At 71.3% G+C, this 21,705-nt stretch carries 18 protein-coding genes; 11 read left to right on the top strand and 7 right to left on the bottom strand.

Going from position 1 to position 21,705, the window contains the following annotated elements; genetic code table 11:
- Nucleotides 1–18 precede the first annotated feature (18 nt).
- The 4 genes from ACIOD1_RS00660 (at nt 19) to ACIOD1_RS00645 (ending at nt 4,134) form a co-directional block, all read left to right on the top strand.
- A complete protein-coding gene (locus tag ACIOD1_RS00660; protein ID WP_401899406.1) occupies nt 19–1,401 on the top strand; it encodes an MFS transporter in 1,383 nt (460 codons plus the stop codon).
- A 21-nt stretch (nt 1,402–1,422) separates the two neighbouring features.
- Entirely contained in the window at nt 1,423–1,932 is a 510-nt protein-coding gene (locus tag ACIOD1_RS00655) for a MarR family transcriptional regulator (RefSeq protein WP_365618308.1), read from the top strand.
- A gap of 82 nt (nt 1,933–2,014) precedes the next feature.
- A complete protein-coding gene (locus tag ACIOD1_RS00650; RefSeq protein WP_365618306.1) occupies nt 2,015–2,344 on the top strand; it encodes a DUF3817 domain-containing protein in 330 nt (109 codons plus the stop codon).
- Between the two features lie 89 nt (nt 2,345–2,433).
- A complete protein-coding gene (locus ACIOD1_RS00645; RefSeq protein WP_401899405.1) occupies nt 2,434–4,134 on the top strand; it encodes a methylmalonyl-CoA mutase in 1,701 nt (566 codons plus the stop codon).
- A gap of 32 nt (nt 4,135–4,166) precedes the next feature.
- On the opposite strand, the gene ACIOD1_RS00640 is transcribed toward ACIOD1_RS00645, so the two are convergent.
- Complete coding sequence (locus ACIOD1_RS00640) at nt 4,167–4,805, bottom strand: TetR/AcrR family transcriptional regulator (RefSeq protein ID WP_365618302.1); 639 nt, start codon at nt 4,803–4,805, stop codon at nt 4,167–4,169.
- Between the two features lie 286 nt (nt 4,806–5,091).
- Between ACIOD1_RS00640 and ACIOD1_RS00635 the strand changes: the two genes are divergently transcribed.
- The 4 genes from ACIOD1_RS00635 to ACIOD1_RS00620 all read left to right on the top strand — a co-directional run bounded on the left by ACIOD1_RS00635 (nt 5,092) and on the right by ACIOD1_RS00620 (nt 9,285).
- Complete coding sequence (locus ACIOD1_RS00635) at nt 5,092–6,084, top strand: tetratricopeptide repeat protein (RefSeq protein ID WP_365618300.1); 993 nt, start codon at nt 5,092–5,094, stop codon at nt 6,082–6,084.
- A gap of 572 nt (nt 6,085–6,656) precedes the next feature.
- Nucleotides 6,657–7,301, top strand: a complete 645-nt coding sequence (locus tag ACIOD1_RS00630; protein WP_365618298.1) for a DUF6230 family protein — start codon at nt 6,657–6,659, stop codon at nt 7,299–7,301.
- 114 nt (nt 7,302–7,415) lie between these two features.
- Entirely contained in the window at nt 7,416–7,997 is a 582-nt protein-coding gene (locus tag ACIOD1_RS00625; RefSeq protein ID WP_365618296.1) for a DUF6114 domain-containing protein, read from the top strand.
- Nucleotides 7,987–9,285: a hypothetical protein gene (locus ACIOD1_RS00620; RefSeq protein ID WP_365618621.1), complete on the top strand. Its 1,299-nt coding sequence runs from the start codon at nt 7,987–7,989 to the stop codon at nt 9,283–9,285. Before ACIOD1_RS00625 ends, ACIOD1_RS00620 begins: the two co-directional genes overlap by 11 nt.
- Nucleotides 9,286–9,658: 373 nt before the next feature.
- Here ACIOD1_RS00620 and pyk read toward each other — a convergent pair whose 3' ends face one another.
- From pyk to pta, 3 genes are all read right to left on the bottom strand, one after another.
- Nucleotides 9,659–11,089, bottom strand: a complete 1,431-nt coding sequence (gene pyk, locus ACIOD1_RS00615; RefSeq protein WP_365618293.1) for a pyruvate kinase — start codon at nt 11,087–11,089, stop codon at nt 9,659–9,661.
- Between the two features lie 62 nt (nt 11,090–11,151).
- A complete protein-coding gene (locus tag ACIOD1_RS00610; protein ID WP_401899402.1) occupies nt 11,152–12,366 on the bottom strand; it encodes an acetate kinase in 1,215 nt (404 codons plus the stop codon).
- A gap of 98 nt (nt 12,367–12,464) precedes the next feature.
- Entirely contained in the window at nt 12,465–14,579 is a 2,115-nt protein-coding gene (gene pta / locus ACIOD1_RS00605; protein WP_365618290.1) for a phosphate acetyltransferase, read from the bottom strand.
- A gap of 326 nt (nt 14,580–14,905) precedes the next feature.
- Here pta and ACIOD1_RS00600 point away from each other — a divergent pair, with 326 nt between their 5' ends.
- Nucleotides 14,906–15,931, top strand: a complete 1,026-nt coding sequence (locus ACIOD1_RS00600) for an ATP-dependent 6-phosphofructokinase (RefSeq protein WP_365618288.1) — start codon at nt 14,906–14,908, stop codon at nt 15,929–15,931.
- 115 nt (nt 15,932–16,046) lie between these two features.
- Here ACIOD1_RS00600 and ACIOD1_RS00595 read toward each other — a convergent pair whose 3' ends face one another.
- Nucleotides 16,047–16,775 carry a helix-turn-helix domain-containing protein gene (locus tag ACIOD1_RS00595; protein WP_365618286.1) on the bottom strand — a complete coding sequence of 243 codons (729 nt, stop codon included), beginning with the start codon at nt 16,773–16,775 and terminating at the stop codon, nt 16,047–16,049.
- 244 nt (nt 16,776–17,019) lie between these two features.
- Here ACIOD1_RS00595 and ACIOD1_RS00590 point away from each other — a divergent pair, with 244 nt between their 5' ends.
- Both ACIOD1_RS00590 and ACIOD1_RS00585 read left to right on the top strand, forming a co-directional pair.
- Complete coding sequence (locus ACIOD1_RS00590; RefSeq protein WP_401899400.1) at nt 17,020–17,436, top strand: MerR family transcriptional regulator; 417 nt, start codon at nt 17,020–17,022, stop codon at nt 17,434–17,436.
- A 115-nt stretch (nt 17,437–17,551) separates the two neighbouring features.
- Nucleotides 17,552–17,917 (top strand): thioredoxin domain-containing protein, encoded by a 366-nt coding sequence (locus tag ACIOD1_RS00585; RefSeq protein ID WP_365618282.1) that lies wholly within the window; start codon nt 17,552–17,554, stop codon nt 17,915–17,917.
- Here the strand turns inward: ACIOD1_RS00585 and glgB are convergent.
- Together glgB and ACIOD1_RS00575 are read right to left on the bottom strand one after the other, a co-directional pair.
- On the bottom strand, nt 17,907–20,237 hold the full coding sequence (glgB, locus tag ACIOD1_RS00580) for a 1,4-alpha-glucan branching enzyme (RefSeq protein WP_401899399.1): 2,331 nt from the start codon (nt 20,235–20,237) through the stop codon (nt 17,907–17,909). The genes ACIOD1_RS00585 and glgB overlap by 11 nt on opposite strands.
- Nucleotides 20,234–21,667, bottom strand: a complete 1,434-nt coding sequence (locus ACIOD1_RS00575) for a maltokinase N-terminal cap-like domain-containing protein (protein WP_365618278.1) — start codon at nt 21,665–21,667, stop codon at nt 20,234–20,236. The genes glgB and ACIOD1_RS00575 overlap by 4 nt, the downstream gene beginning before the upstream one ends.
- Between the last annotated feature and the right edge of the window lie 38 nt (nt 21,668–21,705).

The following is a 21,705-nucleotide window of genomic DNA, read 5'->3' as shown; positions in this document are numbered from 1 at the left end:
CCGCCGAGGCTGTCGGACATGCCCTCCCCGACCGATTCCGCCCCGCCCGACACCCCGCCGCACGCCCCGCCTGTCACCGTTCCCGTTCCCGTTCCCGTTCCCGTTCCCGTTCCCGACCCCGTGCCCGCGCCGGAAGCGGCCACCGCCGACGCGGCGGACCCGGCGCGGCACCAGGGGTACCGGGACGTCTTCCGGGTGCGGGAGTTCAGGACCGTCTTCGCCGCGCACCTGATGTCCCTGCTCGGCGTCGTCGTCGCCGAGATCGCCCTCACCGTCCTGGTCTACCGCGCCACCGGCTCCCCCCTGATGAGCGCGCTCACCTTCGCCCTCGGCTTCCTCCCCTACGCCCTCGGCGGCACCCTCCTCGCCCCGCTCGCCGACCGCTTCCCCGCCCGGCGGGTGCTCGTCGCGTGCGACCTGCTCTGCGCGGGCTGCGCGGCGGCCATGGTGTGGCCCGCGACGCCCATCGGGGCGATCCTCGTGCTGCGTTGCGCGATGGCCTTCGTCGCGCCCCTGTTCAGCGGGGTCCGCAGCGCCTCCCTCGCCGACATCCTCGGCTCCGGGGAGCGCTTCGTCCTCGGCCGCTCCCTGCTCCGGATGGTCTCCCAGAGCGCCCAGCTCGCCGGCTTCGGCCTCGGCGGTCTGCTGCTGACCGTCCTGGCCCCGCGCGGGGCCATCGCGCTCACCGCCACCGGGTTCGTCGCCTCCGCCCTGCTCCTGCGCCTCGGCACCCGGGCCCGCCCGGCCCGCGCCCGGGCGGCCGGCGCGGGCTCCCGCACCTCCCCCCTCGGCGGGCTGCGCGCCCTCCTCGGCGAGCCCCGGCTGCGCGCCCTCACCCTCCTGTGCTGGCTGCCGCCCACCTTCGTCGTCGTACCGGAGGCCCTCCTCACCCCCTACGCGACCGACCTCGGCGCCGGGACCGCGACGCTCGGGCTCCTCATGTGCGCCCTGCCCGTCGGCGCCATCTCGGGGGAGCTGTGGGCCGGCTCGGCGCTCACCGCCCGCACGCGGGCGCGCGTCACGGCCCCGCTCGCCGTGCTCGCCCCGCTCCCGCTCCTCTTGTACGCCTTCCACCCCGGAGCCCCCGTGGTCATGGCCGCGCTGCTCCTGACCGGACTGGCCCACGCCTACACGCTGGGCCTGGACCGGATGTTCGTGGACGCCGTCCCCGAGGGGCTGCGCGGCTCGGCGATGACCCTGCTCACCACCGGGATGATGACCCTTCAGGGCGTCGGCATGGCGGCGGCCGGCCTCGCCGCCGAATTCCTCCCGGCGCACGTCGTGGTCACCGGGGCCGCCGTGCTGGGATCGGCGACCGTCGCGTTCCTCCTCGTACGCCTGCGCGCCGCGGAGCGCTCCGCCCGGAGGTCGAGGGATGAGACGGGGCTGACCGCCAAATGACCGCCCGGTAGGGTCTGGCGGGTGCCCAAGCCGCTCAGTCTCGCCTTCGACCCCATCGCCCGCGCCGACGAACTGTGGCGCCGACGCTGGGGTCCGGTGCCCTCGATGGCCGCCATCACCTCGATCATGCGCGCCCACCAGATCCTCCTCGGCGAGGTGGACGCGGTCGTCAAGCCCTACGGCCTCACCTTCGCGCGCTACGAGGCACTGGTGCTCCTCACCTTCTCCCAGGCCGGCGAACTGCCGATGTCGAAGATCGGCGAGCGCCTGATGGTCCACCCCACCTCGGTGACCAACACCGTGGACCGGCTGGTCATCTCCGGCCTGGTGGCCAAGCGCCCCAACCCGCAGGACGGCCGCGGCACGCTCGCCTCCATCACCGACAAGGGCCGCGAGGTCGTCGAGGCGGCGACCAAGGACCTGATGGAGATCGACTTCGGGCTCGGGGCCTACGACGCCGAGGAGTGCGGGGAGATCTTCGCGCTGCTGCGCCCGCTGCGCGTGGCCGCCGCGGACTTCGAGGAGAAGTAGCCGAGCGGTGGCCGAGCGCGCGCGGGCTCCGTGGAAGGGGCCGCGTCAAGATCGAACAAAACGGACGGTTAGGCTCGACGGCATGAAACGAAGCGTGCTGACCCGCTACCGCGTCATGGCCTACGTGACCGCGGTCATGCTCCTGATCCTCTGTGCCTGCATGGTGGCGAAGTACGGCTTCGACACCGGCGCCGACCTGACCTTCGCGGTCTCGCAGGCCCACGGTGTGCTGTTCATGATCTACCTGGTCTTCGCCTTCGACCTGGGCTCCAAGGCCAAGTGGCCCTTCGGCAAGCTGCTGTGGGTGCTGGCCTCCGGGACCATTCCGCTGGCCGCCTTCTTCGTCGAGCGCAAGGTCCGCGCCGAGGTCGAGCCGCTGGTCGCGGACCGTCTCGCCCCCGCCAAGGCCTAGACAGCGAAAACGCCCCCGGGGAGGTCGGTGACGACTCTCCGGGGGTTTGCCATCGACATTTACTAGGACGTCCTAGTAAATTCATGGGTATGGACGCTGACGCCATCGAGGAGGGCCGCCGTCGCTGGCAGGCCCGGTACGACAAGGCCCGCAAGCGCGAGGCCGATTTCACGACGCTCTCCGGAGATGACGTCGATCCCGTCTACGGGCCCCGGCCCGGTGACTCGTACGAGGGATTCGAGCGCATCGGATGGCCGGGGGAGTACCCCTACACCCGAGGACTCCACGCCACCGGCTACCGGGGGCGCACCTGGACCATCCGCCAGTTCGCGGGCTTCGGCAACGCCGAGCAGACCAACGAGCGCTACAAGATGATCCTCGCCGCCGGCGGCGGCGGGCTCTCCGTCGCCTTCGACATGCCCACCCTCATGGGCCGGGACTCCGACGACCCCCGGGCGCTGGGCGAGGTGGGCCACTGCGGGGTCGCCATCGACTCCGCCGCCGACATGGAGGTCCTCTTCAAGGACATCCCCCTCGGCGACGTCACCACCTCCATGACCATCTCCGGACCCGCCGTCCCCGCCTTCTGCATGTACCTGGTCGCCGCCGAGCGGCAGGGAGTGGACCCCGCCGTCCTCAACGGCACGCTCCAGACCGACATCTTCAAGGAGTACATCGCCCAGAAGGAGTGGCTCTTCGAACCCGAGCCGCACCTGCGCCTCATCGGCGACCTCATGGAGTACTGCGCGAACGGCATCCCCGCCTACAAGCCGCTCTCCGTCTCCGGCTACCACATCCGCGAGGCCGGGGCCACGGCCGCGCAGGAGCTCGCCTACACCCTCGCCGACGGCTTCGGCTACGTGGAACTCGGCCTCTCCCGGGGCCTGGACGTCGACCACTTCGCCTCCGGGCTCTCCTTCTTCTTCGACGCCCACCTCGACTTCTTCGAGGAGATCGCCAAGTTCCGCGCGGCCCGCCGCATCTGGGCCCGCTGGATGAAGGAGGTCTACGGGGCGCAGTCCGACAAGACCATGTGGCTGCGCTTCCACACCCAGACCGCCGGGGTCTCGCTCACCGCACAGCAGCCGTACAACAACGTCGTGCGGACCGCCGTGGAAGCCCTCGCGGCCGTCCTCGGCGGCACCAACTCCCTGCACACCAACGCCCTCGACGAGACGCTCGCGCTGCCCAGCGAGCAGGCCGCCGAGATCGCCCTGCGCACCCAGCAGGTGTTGATGGAGGAGACCGGCGTCGCCAACGTGGCCGACCCGCTGGGCGGTTCCTGGTACGTGGAGCAGCTCACCGACCGCATCGAGGCCGAGGCCGAGAAGATCTTCGACCAGATCCGGGAGCGCGGGCTGCGCGCCCACCCCGACGGCCGGCACCCGATCGGGCCGATCACCTCGGGCATCCTGCGCGGCATCGAGGACGGCTGGTTCACCGGCGAGATCGCCGAATCGGCCTTCCAGTACCAGCGTTCCCTGGAGAAGGGCGACAAGCGCGTCGTCGGCGTCAACGTCCACCACGGCTCCGTCACCGGCGACCTGGAGATCCTCCGCGTCAGCCACGAGGTGGAGAGCGACCAGGTCCGCGTCCTGGCCGACCGCAAGGAGCGCCGCGACGACGCCAGGGTGAAGGCCGAACTGGACCGGATGCTCGCCGCCGCGCGCGACGGCTCCAACATGATCCCGGCCATGCTCGACGCCGTCCGCGCCGAGGCCACGCTCGGCGAGATCTGCAACGTCCTGCGCGACGAGTGGGGCACCTACACGGAGCCGCCCGGCTTCTGACCGCCCGTCGGGCCCGACCCACGCCCGCCCGCTCAGGCGCGGGTCGGGCCCGACAGGCCGTTCATCAACAGGGTGGTGAAGGCCGCCACCCAGAGTTCGTCCACCGGCTCCGAACTCACCAGGGCCCGGTGCACCACCGTGCCGGCGATCACGTCGAAGATCAGGTCCGTGGCGAGACCGGCGAGGGTGTCGTCCTCCTCGTACGGAAGTTCGCCGCGGGCCTGCGCGCGTTCGCGACCCAGTACGACGAGACGTTTCTGCCGGTCCACGATCGCCGACCGGATCCGGTCGCGCAGCGCCTCGTCCCGGGTGGATTCCGAGACCACCGCCATCAGCGCCGTACGGGCCTCCGGGCGCCGCAGCAGCTCCGCGAACCGGAGCACCACGTACTCGATGTCCGCCTCCAGCGAGCCCCGGTCCGGCAGCTCCAACGCGTCGAACAGCTCCGCGACGGCGTCCACGACCAGCTCGCTCTTGCCCGCCCAACGGCGGTACAGGGTGGTCTTCGCGACCCCGGCGCGGGCCGAGACGTCCCCCATCGTCAGCTTCGACCAGCCGAGCTCCACGAGCGCGTCCCGGGTCGCCGCGAGGATCGCGGCGTCCGCCGCGGCGCTGCGGGGGCGACCGGTGCGGCCGTGCGAGGGGCTGGTGCCGGTGCTGGGGTTGCGCATGGCCGAGACCATACCCGCCGGTAGGGGAACCGTCGGGGGGCCTCGTGCTGTGGTTCAGATCACGGGGCGCGGGGGCGTCCGGGGAGTTACGCTACGGCTCGTAGCGTAAGAGCGACAACCACGCGAAGGCTACTGGCGCCAGGTGGGGACCCGGCGCCGTCCAGCAGTGACACAGGCAGTGGCACGAGCAGTGGCACGAGCACTGAGACAGGATCCGATCGGGGTTTCGCACACGATCTTCCGGGATCCTTTTCGCCGGCGCGCGCACACGGGGGAGGATGTACGCATGCAGCCCAGAAACATGTCCATGAGCGGCGTCGTCGACCTCGCCGCGGTGAAGGCGGCCGGCGAAGCCAAGAGCAAGGCCGAGCAGGCGCGCGCCGACGCGGCCCGACAGGGCGGCGACGCGGGGAGCGCCCCCGGTGGCGCCGTACCGCCGTCCGCGCTCGTCTTCGACGTCAACGAGGCCGAGTTCGAAAGCGTCGTCCTCCAGCTCTCCAACGAGGTCCCGGTCGTCCTCGACTTCTGGGCCGAGTGGTGTGAGCCGTGCAAGCAGCTCAGCCCGCTCCTGGAGCGGCTGACCCTCCAGGCCAACGGCCGTCTCGTGCTGGCGAAGATCGACGTCGACGCCAACCAGATGCTGATGCAGCAGTTCGGCATCCAGGGCATCCCGGCCGTCTTCGCCGTGGTCGCCGGCCAGGTGCTGCCGCTGTTCCAGGGCGTGGAGCCCGAGCAGCAGATCCGCGAGACCCTCGGCCAGCTGGTCCAGGTCGCCGAGGAGCGCTTCGGTCTCCTCGGTCTCCAGGTCGACCCCGACGCCGAGGGCGCCCCGGACCAGGGCCCCGCCCCCGTCCCGGTCGGCCCGTACGACGCGCTGCTGGAAGCGGCCGTCGTGGCGCTGGACGCGGGCGACCTCGCCGGCGCGGTGCAGGCGTACCGCAACGTCCTGGCGGACGACCCGGCGAACACCGAGGCGAAGCTGGGCCTGGCCCAGGCCGAACTGCTCTCCCGGGTGCAGCACATGGACCCCCAGGCGGTTCGGGCCGAGGCGGCCGCGAACCCGAAGGACCCGGCGGCGCAGATGGCGGCGGCCGACCTGGAGCTGGCCGGCGGTCATGTGGCGGACGCCTTCGGGCGCCTGGTGGACACCGTACGGGTGGTCTTCGGCGACGAGCGGGACTCCGTGCGCGTGCGTCTGCTGGAGCTGTTCGAGGTCATCGGAGCCGACGATCCCCGGGTCTCGGCGGCCCGTACTGCGCTGGCCCGGGTCCTGTTCTAGGAACCGCTCCGGACCCCGGCGATTTATTGACACGTAGATAAACAGCGGCCGCACTTTACCAAATCTTGGTAATGGCGGCCGCTGTTACTCGCAGTAAGCCGAACCCTGTGTTCTGTCCGGTTGGTTCACTCTTCTCCCCTTCTGTCGTGGCCCTGGGTTACACCCTGTGTGGCCGCCCGACAGCGCTGGGCCTCACCCCGGTTATCCACCCGTTACCCGCCAGTAACGAACCCCCTTGTGCCTCGGCCGGGAATGGACCACGATCGGCGACGCTCGGTCCTTCCCGCAGAGCCGCTCATCCGGAGCCGCGGTGGAGGGTCCCCACCGAGCCGGTCGGTGGCAGTGGCACCGTCCGTGGACAGGGGGGTCCCTGCCGTACGACAGGGCCTGTCCTCCAGGTTGCGCGAACGCGTGGCCCAGTGGTTGTCGCTCGGGGGTGATCGCCGGTGTACGGGACGTGGCACAGCCATACCCGCCCGCCTGCGCTCCTTCCCGAGGACGTAGCACTTCTCCCATCCCAGGACGGGTACGGCCCGGACCGGAGATGTACGTCCGAGAAGGAGGAACGAAGTATGAGTTCTCAGGTTCGTGGTGGGACCAGATGGAAGCGCTTCGCGCTCGTCATGGTGCCGAGCATCGCGGCCACGGCCGCGGTCGGTGTCGGTCTGGCGCAGGGAGCCCTCGCGGCGTCCTTCAGCGTCTCCGGCCAGGACTTCAAGGTGTCGGCCGACGAGCTCGTCGGTCAGGACCTGATCCAGTACGGCAGCGTCGCAGAAGGCGCCACGCTGGGTTCGAAGGAGAAGTCCAAGCACCCGGTAACGATCTCCGGGTTCAGCTCGGCCAAGATCACCAACATGTGTCAGTCGCTGGTCACCCCGATCCCGGGCATCGGCAACATCACCCTGCAGCTGCGCACGGGTAACAAGGGCCGTCCGGCCGTCGCGGAGAACATCTACCTCGACGTCGCCGAGCTGGACGCGGACGCCAAGTTCGAGCAGCTCGACATCGGTGTCGCGGTCGGCGACGGCAGTCACACCACCAAGCCGGCCCCCGGCACGGTGGCTGACGGCGGACTGTTCTCCCAGCGGGCCAAGACGGCCACGCTGACGAAGGTGCGTCAGAAGGCGTGGGCGACGACGGCGGGTACCTTCACCCTGCCCGACCTCAAGCTGCGCCTGCTCAGCGGTGACCAGCCGTGCTACGTGGACGAGAAGTAGCCGATCCGTCCAGGTCGTGACTGACCGGACGGGCGGGCGGCGGCAGCCGTCGTCGTGCGCCCGTCCGGGCTCCACCGAGTTCTCCGTACCACCGTTTCCAGGGAGCTGTTGTCCATGAACCCCGAGGCCCCGGTTCGCCCGGTAGACGACCATTGGCTCACCGTAGGACGCCAAGTCTTCCGCGGATGGAGAGGTCGACGCCCCTTCTGGGCCGGTCTGTTCACCCTGTTCGGCGGCATCCCGATCATGTACTTCCCTTACGCGGACCTCCGGCTGGGCAACATCAGCCTCGCCATGGCCACGACCACGGGTTCCACCTCGCTGATCATCGGCGTCCTGCTGATCACCCTGGGGCTGGCCCTCTGGTTCCAGCAGAACATCCGCGTCTTCGCCGGTGTGGCCGCGATCCTGTTGGCCCTGCTCTCCCTGCCGGTGGCCAACCTCGGCGGCTTCTTCATCGGCTTCCTCTTCGCCCTGATCGGCGGCGCCATGGCGCTGTCCTGGGCTCCGGGCGAACCGGTGGACGAAGAGGCGAGGGCCTCGGCCGAGGCCGAGGAGATCGCGGCGGAGGAACAGCGGCGGCAGCAGGCGATGGCGGGCGGCCACGAGGGCGTTCCGGCACCCCGCGACACGGAGACGGCGTACCTGACCGACAAGACTTTCCACGCCGATGGCGGGAGGAACAGTGCGGGGTGACGAGACGCACCGGGGCGTGGCCCCCGGCGCAGAGTCCCGTGAGAGAAAGGGCCCGCGGCACGCGGCGCCCAGGAAATCGCTGCTGAACAAGATCCAGATACCCGTCGGCAAGACGATGGCCCTGGCCGCGATGCCGACGGCGGTGTTCGTCGGGATGGGCATGGCCCCCAAGATGGCCCTGGCCGACGACAAGGACATCCCCTTCGCTCCCGGCCCGTGCGTGACGCGGTCCGACGAGCCCTCCGAATCGGCCTCGCCGAGTCCCTCCAAGACGCCCTCCCCGAGCACGTCGCCCACCGCGACCCCCTCGCCGGGCGCGAGCCTTACCCCGAAGCCGGTCACCAGCCCGTCGGCCTCGCCGTCGACCTCGACCAAGACGGACAAGAAGACGTCCCCGGCGGCCACGCCGTCCGCGAGCGCCTCGCCCTCCCCGTCCGCTTCCAAGACCCCCAACCCGCTCGACCCGCTCGGTGTCGGTGACGCCCTCAAGGGACTCGTCGACGCACTCGGCAGGCCGATCAAGGACGCGCAGAAGCCGGCGACCCCGACGCCCGCGCCCACCCCGAGCGGTGCGAAAAGCTCCGACCCGGCCGCGGACGCCATCCGCGAGGCGGCGAAGAAGGCGGGCGTCGACGTCGCGGAACTGCCCCAGGACGTCAAGGACACCGCCAAGACGCCCAAGGACGAGACGGGCAAGGCCAAGGACGCCAAGAAGGCCGACGACGAAGCCGACCCCAAGGCCTCGACCTCGCCCTCCCCGTCGACCTCGGCGAGCACGGACCCCGACGGCAAGCAGCCGTTCCCGTGCCCGACCCTCGACGCCAAGGCCCTGGCCGACGCGAAGCTGGAGCCGGGCATCCCGCTCCTGCCGGACGAGCCCTGGTACCTCGACAGTTCGATGCTGACCCTCTACGGGCTGGACTACGCGGGCATCGTCGAGGTGAAGACGGCGGGCGGCAAGGTCAAGAAGGTCCTGAAGTTCACGGCGGACTCCCTGGACATCAAGGACCTGTACCAAACGGTCGGGACGGGCAACAACATCGCCCACCTGAAGTCCCGTCCGGGCTCCACGTCGACCATCCGTGACGGTCAGGTCACGATGTACACGGAGAGCCTCAAGGGAAACCTCTTCGGGCTCATCCCGATCGAGTTCACCCCGAACAGCCCGCCGCCCCTGAACGTCCCCTTCGCGTTCTTCACGAAGGTCAAGGTCGTCCAGGCCGGCCAGTTCGGCGGCAACCTCACGGTCCCGGGCCTCAAGAACTACATCGGCCCGGCCGAGAAGTAGTCCCGCACGCGCACGAGCCGGTGGCCCGCACCCCGTTGAGGGGCGCGGGCCACTCGTGTGCGCGCCGGGTTCAGGAAGCTGTCCCGGACCCCGGCGGGTCCAGGAGGTCGGCCTTCGCCTGGAGATCCTCGGCGATGTGGTCCTAGTCGGGGCCGAAGGCGAGGAGGTCGTACGCGGCCTCCCGCAGCAGCGCCGCGTCGTCGGGGCCTTGAAGGGCGGTGAGCGGACGTCCTTGCCGAGCCGGTGGCCCGGGTCTCGCCGGGCGGCGCGGCAAAACACCGAGGGCGGCACCCCGGTTGGTCGGGGTGTCGCCCTCGGTCTCTGTGCGGCAGAGTCCTCGGCCTCGGTGGCGAGGAGTGTGGGGAGTGTGGGGTCAGGCGGAGGTGGCCGTGCCCACGTGGTGGACGCGGACCATGTTGGTCGTGCCCGGGACGCCGGGGGGAGAGCCGGCCGTGATGATCACGGTGTCGCCCTCGTTGTGGCGGCCCAGCTTGGTCAGCTCGCCGTCCACGAGGTCGACCATCGCGTCCGTGTTGTCCACGTGCGGGACGAGGGAGGACTCGACGCCCCAGCTCAGGGTGAGCTGGTTGCGGGTGCCGGCGTCCGTGGTGAAGGCCAGGATCGGCTGGCAGGCGCGGTAGCGCGACAGGCGGCGGGCCGTGTCACCGGACTGGGTGAAGGCGACCAGCGACTTGGCGTCCAGGAAGTCCGCGATCTCGCAGGCCGCACGGGCGACGGCGCCGCCCTGGGTACGGGGCTTCTTGCCCGGGACCAGCGGCTGGAGGCCCTTGGAGAGGAGCTCCTCCTCGGCCGCCGTGACGATCTTCGACATCGTCTTGACGGTCTCGATCGGATAGGCGCCCACCGAGGACTCGGCGGACAGCATGACCGCGTCGGCCCCGTCCAGGATCGCGTTGGCCACGTCGGAGGCCTCGGCGCGGGTCGGACGGGAGTTGGTGATCATCGACTCCATCATCTGGGTCGCGACGATCACCGGCTTGGCGTTGCGGCGGCACATCTCGATGAGCCGCTTCTGGACCATCGGGACCTTTTCGAGCGGGTACTCGACGGCCAGGTCGCCACGGGCCACCATGACCGCGTCGAAGGCGTCGACGACGGCCTCCATGTTGGCGACGGCCTGCGGCTTCTCCACCTTGGCGATGACGGGGACCCGGCGGCCCTCCTCGTCCATGACCTTGTGGACGTCCTTGACGTCGTTGGCGTCGCGGACGAAGGACAGGGCGACCATGTCGCAGCCCATCCGCAGGGCGAAGCGGAGGTCGTCGATGTCCTTCTCGGACAGGGCGGGGACGTTCACGGCGGCACCCGGCAGGTTGATGCCCTTGTGGTCCGAGATGACACCGCCCTCGATGACGATGGTCTTGACCCGGGGGCCCTCGACCCCCGTCACGCGGAGCTCGACGTTGCCGTCGTTGATCAGGACCTGGTCGCCCTTGGAGACGTCACCCGGCAGGCCCTTGTAGGTGGTGCCGCAGATGGACTTGTCACCGGGGACGTCCTCGGTGGTGATGGTGAACTCGTCACCACGCACCAGTTCGACGGGACCCTCGGCAAAGGTTTCCAGACGGATCTTCGGACCCTGGAGGTCGGCGAGAACGCCGATGGCACGCCCGGTGTCCTCGGAGACCTGCCGGACGCGGTCGTACCGCTCCTGGTGTTCTGCCTGGGATCCGTGGCTGAAGTTGAATCGGGCCACGTTCATACCTGCCTCGATGAGCGCTTTCAGCTGCTCATACGAGTCGACGGCGGGGCCCAGCGTGCAGACGATTTTGGAACGGCGCATGGAGCGGATCCTATCGGTTTGTTTCGTAGCGGAATATTCCGTCTGGTGGAAAGTCCAAGTGACTAACCGGTAACCAGCGCGTACGCCTGGGTGGCGATCTCCAGTTCCTCATCGGTGGGGACCACTGCCACGGCTACCCTCGCGTACTCGGCCGACACGATCCGGGGCCGCGAGGACCGCTCGGCATTGGCCTTGAGGTCCAGTGCGAGACCCAGTTCGGCCAGCCCGGACACCGCAGCCTCCCGGATCGCGGAGGCGTTCTCGCCGACGCCCGCCGTGAAGGCCACCGCGTCCACCCGCCCGAGTACCGCCGTATAGGCGCCGATGTACTTCTTCAGCCGGTGGACGTACGAGGCCAGCGCGAGCCGGGCCGTCGCGTCGCCCTCGTCCGCCCGCCGCTGCACCTCGCGCATGTCGTTGTCGCCGCACAGACCCAGCAGACCGCTCTTCTTGTTGAGCAGCGAGTCGATCTCGTCGATCGTCAGGCCCCCCACCCGCGCCAGGTGGAAGACGACCGCCGGGTCCAGGTCGCCCGAGCGGGTGCCCATGACCAGGCCCTCCAGCGGGGTCAGTCCCATGGAGGTCTCCACGCACACCCCGCCCTGGACGGCCGAGGCGGAGGCGCCGTTGCCCAGGTGGAGCACGATCACGTTCACGTCCTCCACCGGCTTGCCCAGCAGCGCCGCCGTCGCCCGGGAGACGTACGCGTGGGAGGTGCCGTGGAAGCCGTACCGCCGGATGGCGTACTTGTCGGCCGTCGCCGCGTCGATCGCGTACCGGGCCACGTGCTCCGGCATCGTCGAGTGGAAGGCCGTGTCGAAGACGGCGATCTGAGGGACGTCAGGGCGCAGCGAACGGGCGACCTCGATGCCCGTCACGTTCGCCGGGTTGTGCAGCGGGGCCAGCGGGATGAGGCTGCGGATCTCCGCCAGCACCGCGTCGTCGATCACCGTCGGCAGAGTGAACTTCGTGCCGCCGTGCACCACCCGGTGGCCCACGGCCGCCAGCTCGGGGGAGTCCAGGCCCATCCCGTCGGCGGCCAGTTCCTCGGCCACCGCCCGCAGGGCGGCGCGGTGGTCGGCGATCGGGCCGGTCCGCTCGCGCTTGCCGCCCGTGGCGCCCGGCCCCGTCAGGGGCTCGTGCGAGAGCCGGGAGGTCTCCTCGCCGATCCGCTCCACCAGGCCCGCGGCCAGGCGGGAGTGGTCCGCCATGTCGAGGAGCTGGTACTTGACGGACGAGGAGCCGGAGTTGAGGACGAGTACGCGCGATGCGGTCACGGGTGCGGAGCCTTCTCGGGAGGGGACGGTTCTACGGGCGGGTGGTGCGCGCCACGGTGGTGCGCGGTGCGCGGTGCGCGGGCGGGCCGGGAAGCGGCTCAGGCGCCGGGGGTCGCCCCCCGGGCCTGCTCGGGCCGCGGCGCCTGCTGGGTCTGCGCCTGGATCGCGGTGATGGCCACGGTGGTGACGATGTCCTGCACCAGGGCGCCCCGCGAGAGGTCGTTCACCGGCTTGCGCAGGCCCTGGAGCACCGGGCCGACCGCGACGGCGCCCGCCGAACGCTGCACGGCCTTGTACGTGTTGTTGCCGGTGTTCAGGTCCGGGAAGATCAGCACGCTCGCCCGCCCGGCCACCTCCGACCCGGGCAGCTTGGTCGCCGCGACGGAGGGCTCCACGGCCGCGTCGTACTGGATCGGACCCTCGATCAGCAGTTCGGGGTGCTGCTCGCGGACGATCTCGGTGGCCTTGCGGACCTTGTCCACGTCCGCGCCGGAACCGGAGGTGCCGGTGGAGTACGAGAGCATCGCGATCCGGGGCTCCACGCCGAAGGCGGCGGCGGTGGCGGCCGACTGGACGGCGATGTCCGCGAGCTGCTCGGCGTTGGGGTCCGGGTTGACCGCGCAGTCCCCGTAGACGAGGACCTTGTCGGCCAGGCACATGAAGAAGACCGAGGAGACGATGGAGGCGTCGGGCTTCGTCTTGATGATCTCGAAGGCGGGCCGGATGGTCGCGGCGGTGGAGTGCACCGCGCCGGAGACCATGCCGTCGGCCAGACCCTCCTGGACCATCAGGGTGCCGAAGTAGTTGACGTCGGTGACCACGTCGCCGGCCAGCTCGACGGTCATGCCCTTGTGTGCGCGGGCCTTGGCGTAGTAGGCGGCGAACCGTTCCCGCAGCGGGGAGGTGGCCGGGTCGATCAGCTGGGCGCCGGAGATGTCGATGCCCAGGTCGGCGGCCTTCTTCAGGATCGCCTGCTCCTCGCCCAGCAGGGTCAGGTCGCAGACCCCCCGGCGCAGCACCACGTCGGCGGCGCGCAGCACGCGCTCCTCGGTGCCCTCGGGCAGCACCACCCGGCGCCGCTCGGAGCGGGCCCGTTCCAGCAGCTCGTGCTCGAACATCATCGGGGTGACCCGCTCCGAGCGGGCCACCGACAGCAGGCCGCGCAGCTCGGCGGTGTCCACGTGCCGCTCGAAGAGGCCGAGCGCGGTCTCCAGCTTGCGCGGGGTGGCGGAGTTCAATCTGCTCTGGAGCGTGAAGAGTTCGCCGGCCGTCGGGAAGCTGTTGCCGGCCACCGAGATCACCGGGGTGCCCGGCGCCAGCTTCGAGGCCAGCGCGAGCACGTCCTTGCCCGGGCGCTCGTTGAGGGTCAGCAGCACGCCCGCGATGGGCGGGGTGCCGGAGCTGTGCGCGGCCAGCGCGCCGACGACCAGGTCGGAGCGGTCCCCGGGGGTGACGACCAGGCAGCCGGGGGTCAGGGCGTTCAGGAAGTTCGGCAGCATCGCCCCGCCGAAGACGAAGTCCACGGCGTCACGGGCGAGCCCGGCCTCGTCGCCGAGCAGCACCTCGCCGCCGAGCGCCCGGGTGATCTCGGCGACCGTCGGGGCGGACAGGGACTTGTCGTCGGGCAGCACGTAGCAGGGCACGGGGAGACGGGCGGCCAGCCGTTCGGCGATGAGGTCGCGGTCCTCGGCGGCCACCCGGTTGACCACCATCGCCACCACGTGACAGCCCAGGCTCTCGTAGGCGCGGTAGGCGTTGCGGGTCTCGGCGCGGACGGCCTCGGCGGGGTGCTTGGTACCGCCCACGACGGGGACCACGACCGCGCCCAGCTCGTTGGCGAGCCGGGCGTTCAGGGCCAGCTCGTCGGGGAGGTTGGTCTCGGCGTAGTCGGTGCCGAGGACCAGCATGACCTCGTAGTCGCGCGCCACCCGGTGATAGGCGTCGACCAGCCGGGACACCAGCTCGTCGGTGCCCTTCTCGGCCAGGACCGCCGAGGCCTCCCCGTACTCCATGCCGTAGGCCGTCGCGGCGTCCTGTTCGATCCGGTACCGGGCCTTCAGGAGGTCGAAGAGCCGGTCCGGTCCGTCGTGCAGGAGGGGGCGGTACACGCCCACGCGTCCTGTCTGCCGGGTCAGGAGCTCCATGATCCCCAGCTCGACGACCTGTCGGCCGTCCCCCCGCTCGATGCCGGTCACGTACACGCTGCGCGTCACGCGTGCTCTCCGTCCCACGATGTGTGTGTCGATCCGTGTGTCGATCCGGCCGTCCCACTGCGTGGCCTGCAGGTATTCGACCCGGTTGCCCCGATTGGTACGGGCTTGGCCTCTTGACGATACCCCTGCGCACGGAGGGGATGCCCGCCGGCAAAAGGGCCTGGCGGGGAGGGCCGAAAGGCCCTGTGCCGGGAGTGGCGCGAAGAGCGCGGCACCCCCGGCGCGTGGAACAATCGGACAGGCTTCATCAATACGCCCTTCATATGTACGGCTGTCCGCCCGCACGCGTACGGCCAGGTACGACCAGGAGCAGGAGACACAGCACGATGCGTATCGGAGTTCTCACCGCAGGCGGCGACTGCCCGGGCCTCAACGCTGTCATCCGGTCGGTCGTACACCGGGCCGTGGTCGGCCACGGGGACGAGGTCATCGGTTTCGAGGACGGTTTCAAGGGCCTCCTCGACGGCCACTACCGCCCCCTCGACATCAACGCCGTCAGCGGCATTCTCGCCCGGGGCGGCACCATCCTCGGCTCGGCGCGCATGGAGCGGGCCCGCCTGCACGAAGCCGCCGAGAACGCGGCGGAGTTGGCGCGGCGCTATGAGATCGACGCGCTGATCCCGATCGGCGGCGAGGGCACCCTGACGGCCGCCCGGATGCTGTCGGACGCAGGGATGCCGGTGGTCGGCGTGCCCAAGACCATCGACAACGACATCTCCTCCACCGACCGCACCTTCGGCTTCGACACCGCCGTCATGGTCGCCACCGAAGCCATCGACCGCCTCAAGACCACCGCCGAATCGCACCAGCGCGTCATGGTCGTCGAGGTCATGGGCCGCCACGCGGGCTGGATCGCCCTGGAGTCCGGCATGGCCGGCGGCGCCCACGGGATCTGCCTGCCCGAGCGCCCCTTCGAGGTGGACGCCCTGGTCAAGATGGTGGAGGAACGCTTCGCCCGCGGCAAGAAGTTCGCCGTGGTCTGCGTCGCCGAGGGCGCGCACCCGGCCGAGGGCTCCATGCCGTACGAGAAGGGCGCCATCGACCAGTACGGTCACGAGCGCTTCGCCGGCATCGGCAACCGCCTGGCCGTCGAGCTGGAGCGGCGCCTGGGCAAGGAGGCCCGTCCGGTCATCCTGGGCCACGTTCAGCGCGGCGGCGTCCCCACCGCCTACGACCGCGTCCTCGCCACCCGCTTCGGCTGGCACGCGGTGGAGGCCGTGCACCGCGGGGAATTCGGCAACATGACCGCCCTGCGCGGCACCGACATCGTGATGGCCCCGCTGGCCCACGCCATCACCGAGCTGAAGACGGTCCCCGAGGACCGGATGTACGAGGCCGAGTCCGTCTTCTGACCGGCCCCCGGCCCGGGACACGCGGGACCAACGACCCCGATCCCGTCGCCGAAAGGCCCCGGTCCCTCCCCCTCGCGGGGAGCCCGGGGCCTTTTCGTTTCCGTCGGGGTGTGTCCTACGCCGCACCGCCGGCCAGCGCCCAGAAGCGGTCCACGATCTCCCCGAGGAACTCCCGGCCCGCGTCACCGGTGCCGGCCGCGCCCCCGCCGCCGCCCCAGCTCAGGGTGGCGACCATCCGGGACTGGTACTCCCCGTGGAGTCGTTCCAGCACCCGTTCCAGGTGGGCCTTGGGTATCGGCAGCAGTTTGCCGACCGGCTTCACGTAGGCCTGCCAGCGGGTGGTGACCGCGCTGCGCAGCATCCCCGCCAGCTCTTCCTGCTTGCCGGTCGCCGTCACGAACTGCGCCAGGGTCAGCCCGAGCGTCGAGGCGAGGGCGGCCGACTGCCGCTCGTTGCCCCGCCAGCGCCCGCTCTCCTCCATCTTCTGGTACGAGGAGGCGTCCAGTCCGACCCGGCGGGCCAGGTCCTCGGGGTCCAGGCCCCGGGCCAGGCGGTGCTCCCGCAGGGTGACCGGCTCGGCGAGCAGCTCCCCGGGCGAACACCACAGCACGCCGGCGAGGGCCGTGAGCTCGGCGGAGGTGGGGGACTGTTCTCCCCGCTCCCAGGCCATCACGGTTTCGGGTGCGACGAGCAGTCCGTACTGGGCCCGCAGGCCGTAGGCGACATGACCGGGAGCCATGCCCAGGGCAGCGCGGAGACGACGCGCTGCGGGGGCATTGAAAGGTGGGCTGGAGTGCACAGGGCACACGGTAGAAGTCGACGAGGGGTGGCGACTACGGACCATTCAAACAAGCCCATAACTCGTAGGAAAGTCCTATGGAGTTCGGCACTTTGGCCGGGTTTCCCTGAGACTGTCCGGTAATCGGATCGGGTGAAGATCCATTTACAGCGTACGGATCCAGCCACTCCATTTCAGGCGTCCGGGCAAACCGGCGAAGTGACCTGCGTCACATGATCGGAAGGGTCCGCTCCGGCCCCGCGCGCGCCTCCCTTGCCTTGACGCCGACGTCAAGGAATACGGTCGGACCATGCGAATCGGCGAACTGGCCCGCAAGGCCGGGACCAGCACACGGACGCTGCGCTACTACGAGAGCCGCGGCCTCCTGACCGCGCGGCGGGCCGACAACGGCTACCGCGAGTACGGAGAGGAGGACCTCCTCCTGCTCCGCCAGATCCGGACCCTCCAGGACTTCGGGTTCGACCTGGAGGAGACCCGACCCTTCGTGGAGTGCCTGCGCGCCGGCCACCCGGCCGGCGACTCCTGCCCGGCTTCGCTCGCCGTCTACCGCCGCAAGCTCGACGAGCTGGACGGCCTGATCGAACGGCTGGCCGGGGTCCGCGCCCAGGTGGCCCGCCAGCTGGCGGTCGCCGAGGAGGTCAGGGCCCCGTACGCGGCCGGCGTCGACGAGGCTCCGGACCCGCCGCGCTGCGAGATGACGGGCTGACCGCGCGGGTCCACGGACCGCGCGGCGATCCACGGACCGCGCGCCGATCCACGGACCGCGCGGCGATCCACCGACCGCGCACACGTACCACCACGCCACACGAGAGGGGAACGACATGATCCACGCCCACGGCGTGCCCGAGGTGACCGACCGGGACTTCGAGACGGAGGTGCTCGCCGAACGGGGCCGGGCGGTCCTGGTCGAGTTCGCCGCCGACTGGTGCGGCCCCTGCCGCCAGCTCGCCCCGGTGCTCGCCGCCGTGGCCGCCGAGGAGGGCGCCCGGCTCAAGGTCCTCCGGCTCGACATCGACCACAATCCGGTCACCGCCGCCGCTCACGCCGTCCTCGCCGCGCCCACCCTGATCGTCTTCCGCGACGGCGAACCGGTCCACCGCCTGGTCGGCGCCCTCCCCAAGCGGCGGCTGCTCCAGGAGCTCGAAGCGCACCTGGAGCAGCCGTCGCGCGAGGGTGCTACGGCCTGAGCCAGACCGTCGCCATCGGCGGGAGCGTCATCCGCAGGCTCGCCGCCCGCCCCTGCGCGGGCACCGGCTCGGGCTTGAGCGGCCGGCCGTGGTGGACGCCGCTCCCGCCGTACACCTCCAGGTCGGTGTTCATGACCTCCCGCCACAACGGGACGTCCTGCGGCACCCCGATCCGGTACCCGTGCCGGACCACCGGCGAGAAGTTCGACACGCACAGCAGCTGCGAGCCGTCCTGGGCGTAGCGCAGGAAGGCGAACACGTTGTCCTCGGCGGCGTCCGCCTCCACCCACGCGAAGCCCTCCGGGACGCTGTCGCGCTCCCACAGCGCCGGCGCCGCCGTGTACGTCCGGTTCAGGTCGCGCACCAGGTCGCGCACGCCCCGGTGCTCGCCGGCCGCCGGGTAGGAGGAGTCCAGCAGCCACCAGTCCGGACCGTAGCTCTCCGACCACTCCGAGCCCTGCGCGAACTCCTGCCCCATGAAGAGCAGTTGCTTGCCCGGGTGGGCCCACATGTAGCCCAGGTACGCCCGGTGCGTGGCCCGCTGCTGCCACCAGTCACCGGGCATCTTCGACACCAGCGAGCGCTTTCCGTGCACCACCTCGTCGTGCGAGATCGGCAGCACGTAGTTCTCGCTGAACGCGTACACCATCCCGAAGGTCATGTCGTTGTGGTGGTACTTGCGGTGCACCGGCTCCTTCGAGGCGTACCGCAGGGTGTCGTGCATCCAGCCCATGTTCCACTTCAGGCCGAAGCCGAGCCCGCCCGAGTCGGTGGGCCGCGTCACCCCGTCCCAGGCGGTGGACTCCTCGGCGATCGTCACCACTCCGGGGCAGCGCCGGTAGACCGTCGCGTTCATCTCCTGGAGCAGCGCCATCGCGTCCAGGTTCTCCCGGCCGCCGTGCTCGTTCGGCGCCCACTCGCCCTCGCCGCGCGAGTAGTCCAGGTACAGCATCGAGGCCACCGCGTCGACGCGCAGGCCGTCGACGTGGAACTCCTGGCACCAGTAGACGGCGTTGGCCACCAGGAAGTTGCGGACCTCCTTGCGGCCGTAGTCGAACTCCAGCGTCCCCCAGTCCGGGTGCGCGGCCCGGCGCGGGTCGTGGTGCTCGTACAGGGGCCGCCCGTCGAACTCGGCCAGGGCCCAGTCGTCGCGCGGGAAGTGCGCCGGCACCCAGTCGACGATCACGCCGATGCCGGCCCGGTGCAGGGAGTCCACCAGGAGGCGGAAGTCGTCCGGCGTGCCCATCCGGGAGGTCGGCGCGTAGAAGCCGGTGACCTGGTAGCCCCAGGAACCGCCGAAGGGGTGCTCGGCGACCGGCATCAGCTCGACGTGGGTGAAGCCCAGTTCCTTCACGTACGCGGGCAACTGCTCGGCGAGCTGTCGGTAGCTCAGCCCCGGCCGCCAGGAGGCCAGGTGCAGCTCGTACACCGACAGGGGGGCCTGGTGCGCCGGGCGGCTCCCGCGCGTGGCCATCCAATCGGAGTCCTGCCACTCGTACCGGGAGGTGGTGACCACCGAGGCGTTGGCCGGCGGGACCTCCGCGTATCGGGCCATGGGGTCGGCGCGCACGGTGTGGCTGCCGTCGGGGCGGGTGATGTCGTACTTGTACAGGGAGCCCTCGCCCACTCCCGGCAGGAACAGCTCCCACACCCCGGTGGAGCCCAGCGAGCGCATCGGGTACGCGACGGAGTCCCAGTACGAGAAGTCGCCGGTGACCCGCACGCCCAGGGCGTTGGGCGCCCACACCGTGAACCGGGTGCCGCCGACCCCCTGGTGCTCCATCGGCTCCGAACCGAGCGCCGTCCACAGCTCCTCGTGCCGGCCCTCGCCGATCAGGTGCAGGTCCAGATCGCCGAGGGTCGGCAGGAAGCGGTAGGGGTCGTGGACCTCGATCTCGTCGCTCTCGTAGGTCACCAGCAGACGGTAGTCGGGCACCGCCGTCAGCGGCAGCAGCCCGGAGAACAGCCCGTCCCCCTCGTCGAACAGCTCGGCGCGCAGGCCCTTCGCCAGGATCGTGACGGCCTTCGCGTACGGGCGCAGTGCCCGGAAGGACACCCCGCCGCGCTGGGCACGGGCCCCCAGCACGCCGTGCGGATCGTGGTGACGGCCCTCCAGCAGCCGGGTCCGCTCCTCAAGGCCCAGCGGTGGCGCCGGACGGACCCCGTGCGGCGGGGCGGCCTTGCGGGCCCGGGGCGCACGGGGCTTGCGCGCGGCTCCGTCGGCCGGGGCGGTCGGGACGGTCGGGGTCGCGGCCGGGGCGGCGGCGCGGGCGGCGGCTTCCTCGCGGACGGTCGGTGACGGCTGTCGTGCGGCGCTCACGCGAGCGGCCTCCTCGGGGGCTTCGGATGGGGGGTCGTGCCGGGGTGGGGCGGGGGCATGCGGTGGGCCGGGCGCTGGGGTTCCGACAGCCGGCGGATCGCGGCCATCGGGACGTGCAGCCAGTCGGGGCGGTGACGGGACTCGTAGCGGGCCTCGTACACCGCCTTGTCGGTCTCGTAGGCGCGCAGCAGCACCGGGTCCTCGCGGGGGTCGCGGCCGGTGGTGCGGGCGTAGCCCTCGCAGAAGGCGGCCCGGCACGCGTCCGCCCAGGCGGGGGCGAAGGGGCGGTGCGAGCGGGCGGCGTAGTCGAAGGAGCGCAGTATCCCGGCGATGTCGCGGACGGCGGGTTCGGGGCGGCGCCGGTCGGCCAGCGGGCGGGCCGGCTCCCCCTCGAAGTCGATCAGGGCCCAACTGCCGTCGACGGTGCGCAGGGTCTGCCCCAGGTGCAGGTCCCCGTGGATGCGCTGGGCGTGCACCCCGCTGCCCCGGGAGGCGGCCAGCGCGTCGAAGGCGCCGCGCAGCCCGGCCTCGTACGGCTGGAGGGCGGGCACCTCGCGGGCGGTGGCGGCCAGCCGGGCGGTCATCCCGGCGGCGAGCCGGGCCGTCTGCTCGGGGCCGAGCGCGAGGGTGGGCAGGGCGGAGGCCAGGGCGCTGTGCACCTCGGCGGTGGCCCGGCCGAGCGCGTGCGCCTCGGCGGTGAAGTCGGCCCCGGCGCCGAGCCGGCGCAGGGCCAGCTGCCAGCCGTCGTCGGAGCCGCGCAGGTAGGGCTGGAGCACGCCCAGGGTCAACGGTTCTCCACCGGGCAGCGCCGCCTCGTACCAGGCGACGGGCGCCGGCACCCGGGCGCAGCCGGCGGCGGCCAGTGCCCTGGGCAGTTCCAGGTCCGGGTTGATCCCGGGGCCGACACGGCGGAAGACCTTCAGGATGTACGCGTCCCCGTAGATCAGGGAGGAGTTGGTCTGCTCCCCGGACAGCGGTCGGGGCGCGAGCCCCGCCGGCACGGGCGCGTCCGGGTCCCGGTCGAAGCGCAGCGGGCCGAGCGTGCCGGGGGAGCGCAGCCGCTCCAGCAGCATCGCGGCGAGCCGCGGATCGCCGAGGGCCTCGTACACGGCCCGGCCCGCGTGGGGCCCGTCCTGGGCGTGCCCGATCAGCGCGGGCGCGAGCGCGGGGGGCAGTGGGGCGGGGCGGATGCCGAGCAGCAGCTGGTAGCAGTCCCCGTCCACGTCGAGGAGCAGGTGCAGCAGTCCCGGGGTGGATCCGGGTGGCAGCAGCTCCGCGGCCGAGACGGTCCGGAGCCGGTCGATGACGCGGCCCTTTCCGGCGAACCAGCGTTGTGCGGGCAGCCAGGCCCGCAGCATCGCCTCCAGCGGGCCGATACCGGTGGCCCGGTCGGCCGTGAGCCGGCTCCGGGCGGATGCAGCCTCCGACATGGCGTCGAGTCCTTTCCCCGGGCCGTCACAGAATGCGC

Source organism: Streptomyces sp. NPDC088097, assembly GCF_044741845.1.
Taxonomy (GTDB): domain Bacteria; phylum Actinomycetota; class Actinomycetes; order Streptomycetales; family Streptomycetaceae; genus Streptomyces.
The sequence above is the reverse complement of the archived record's forward strand: the minus strand, read 5'-3'. Positions and strand labels throughout refer to the sequence as shown.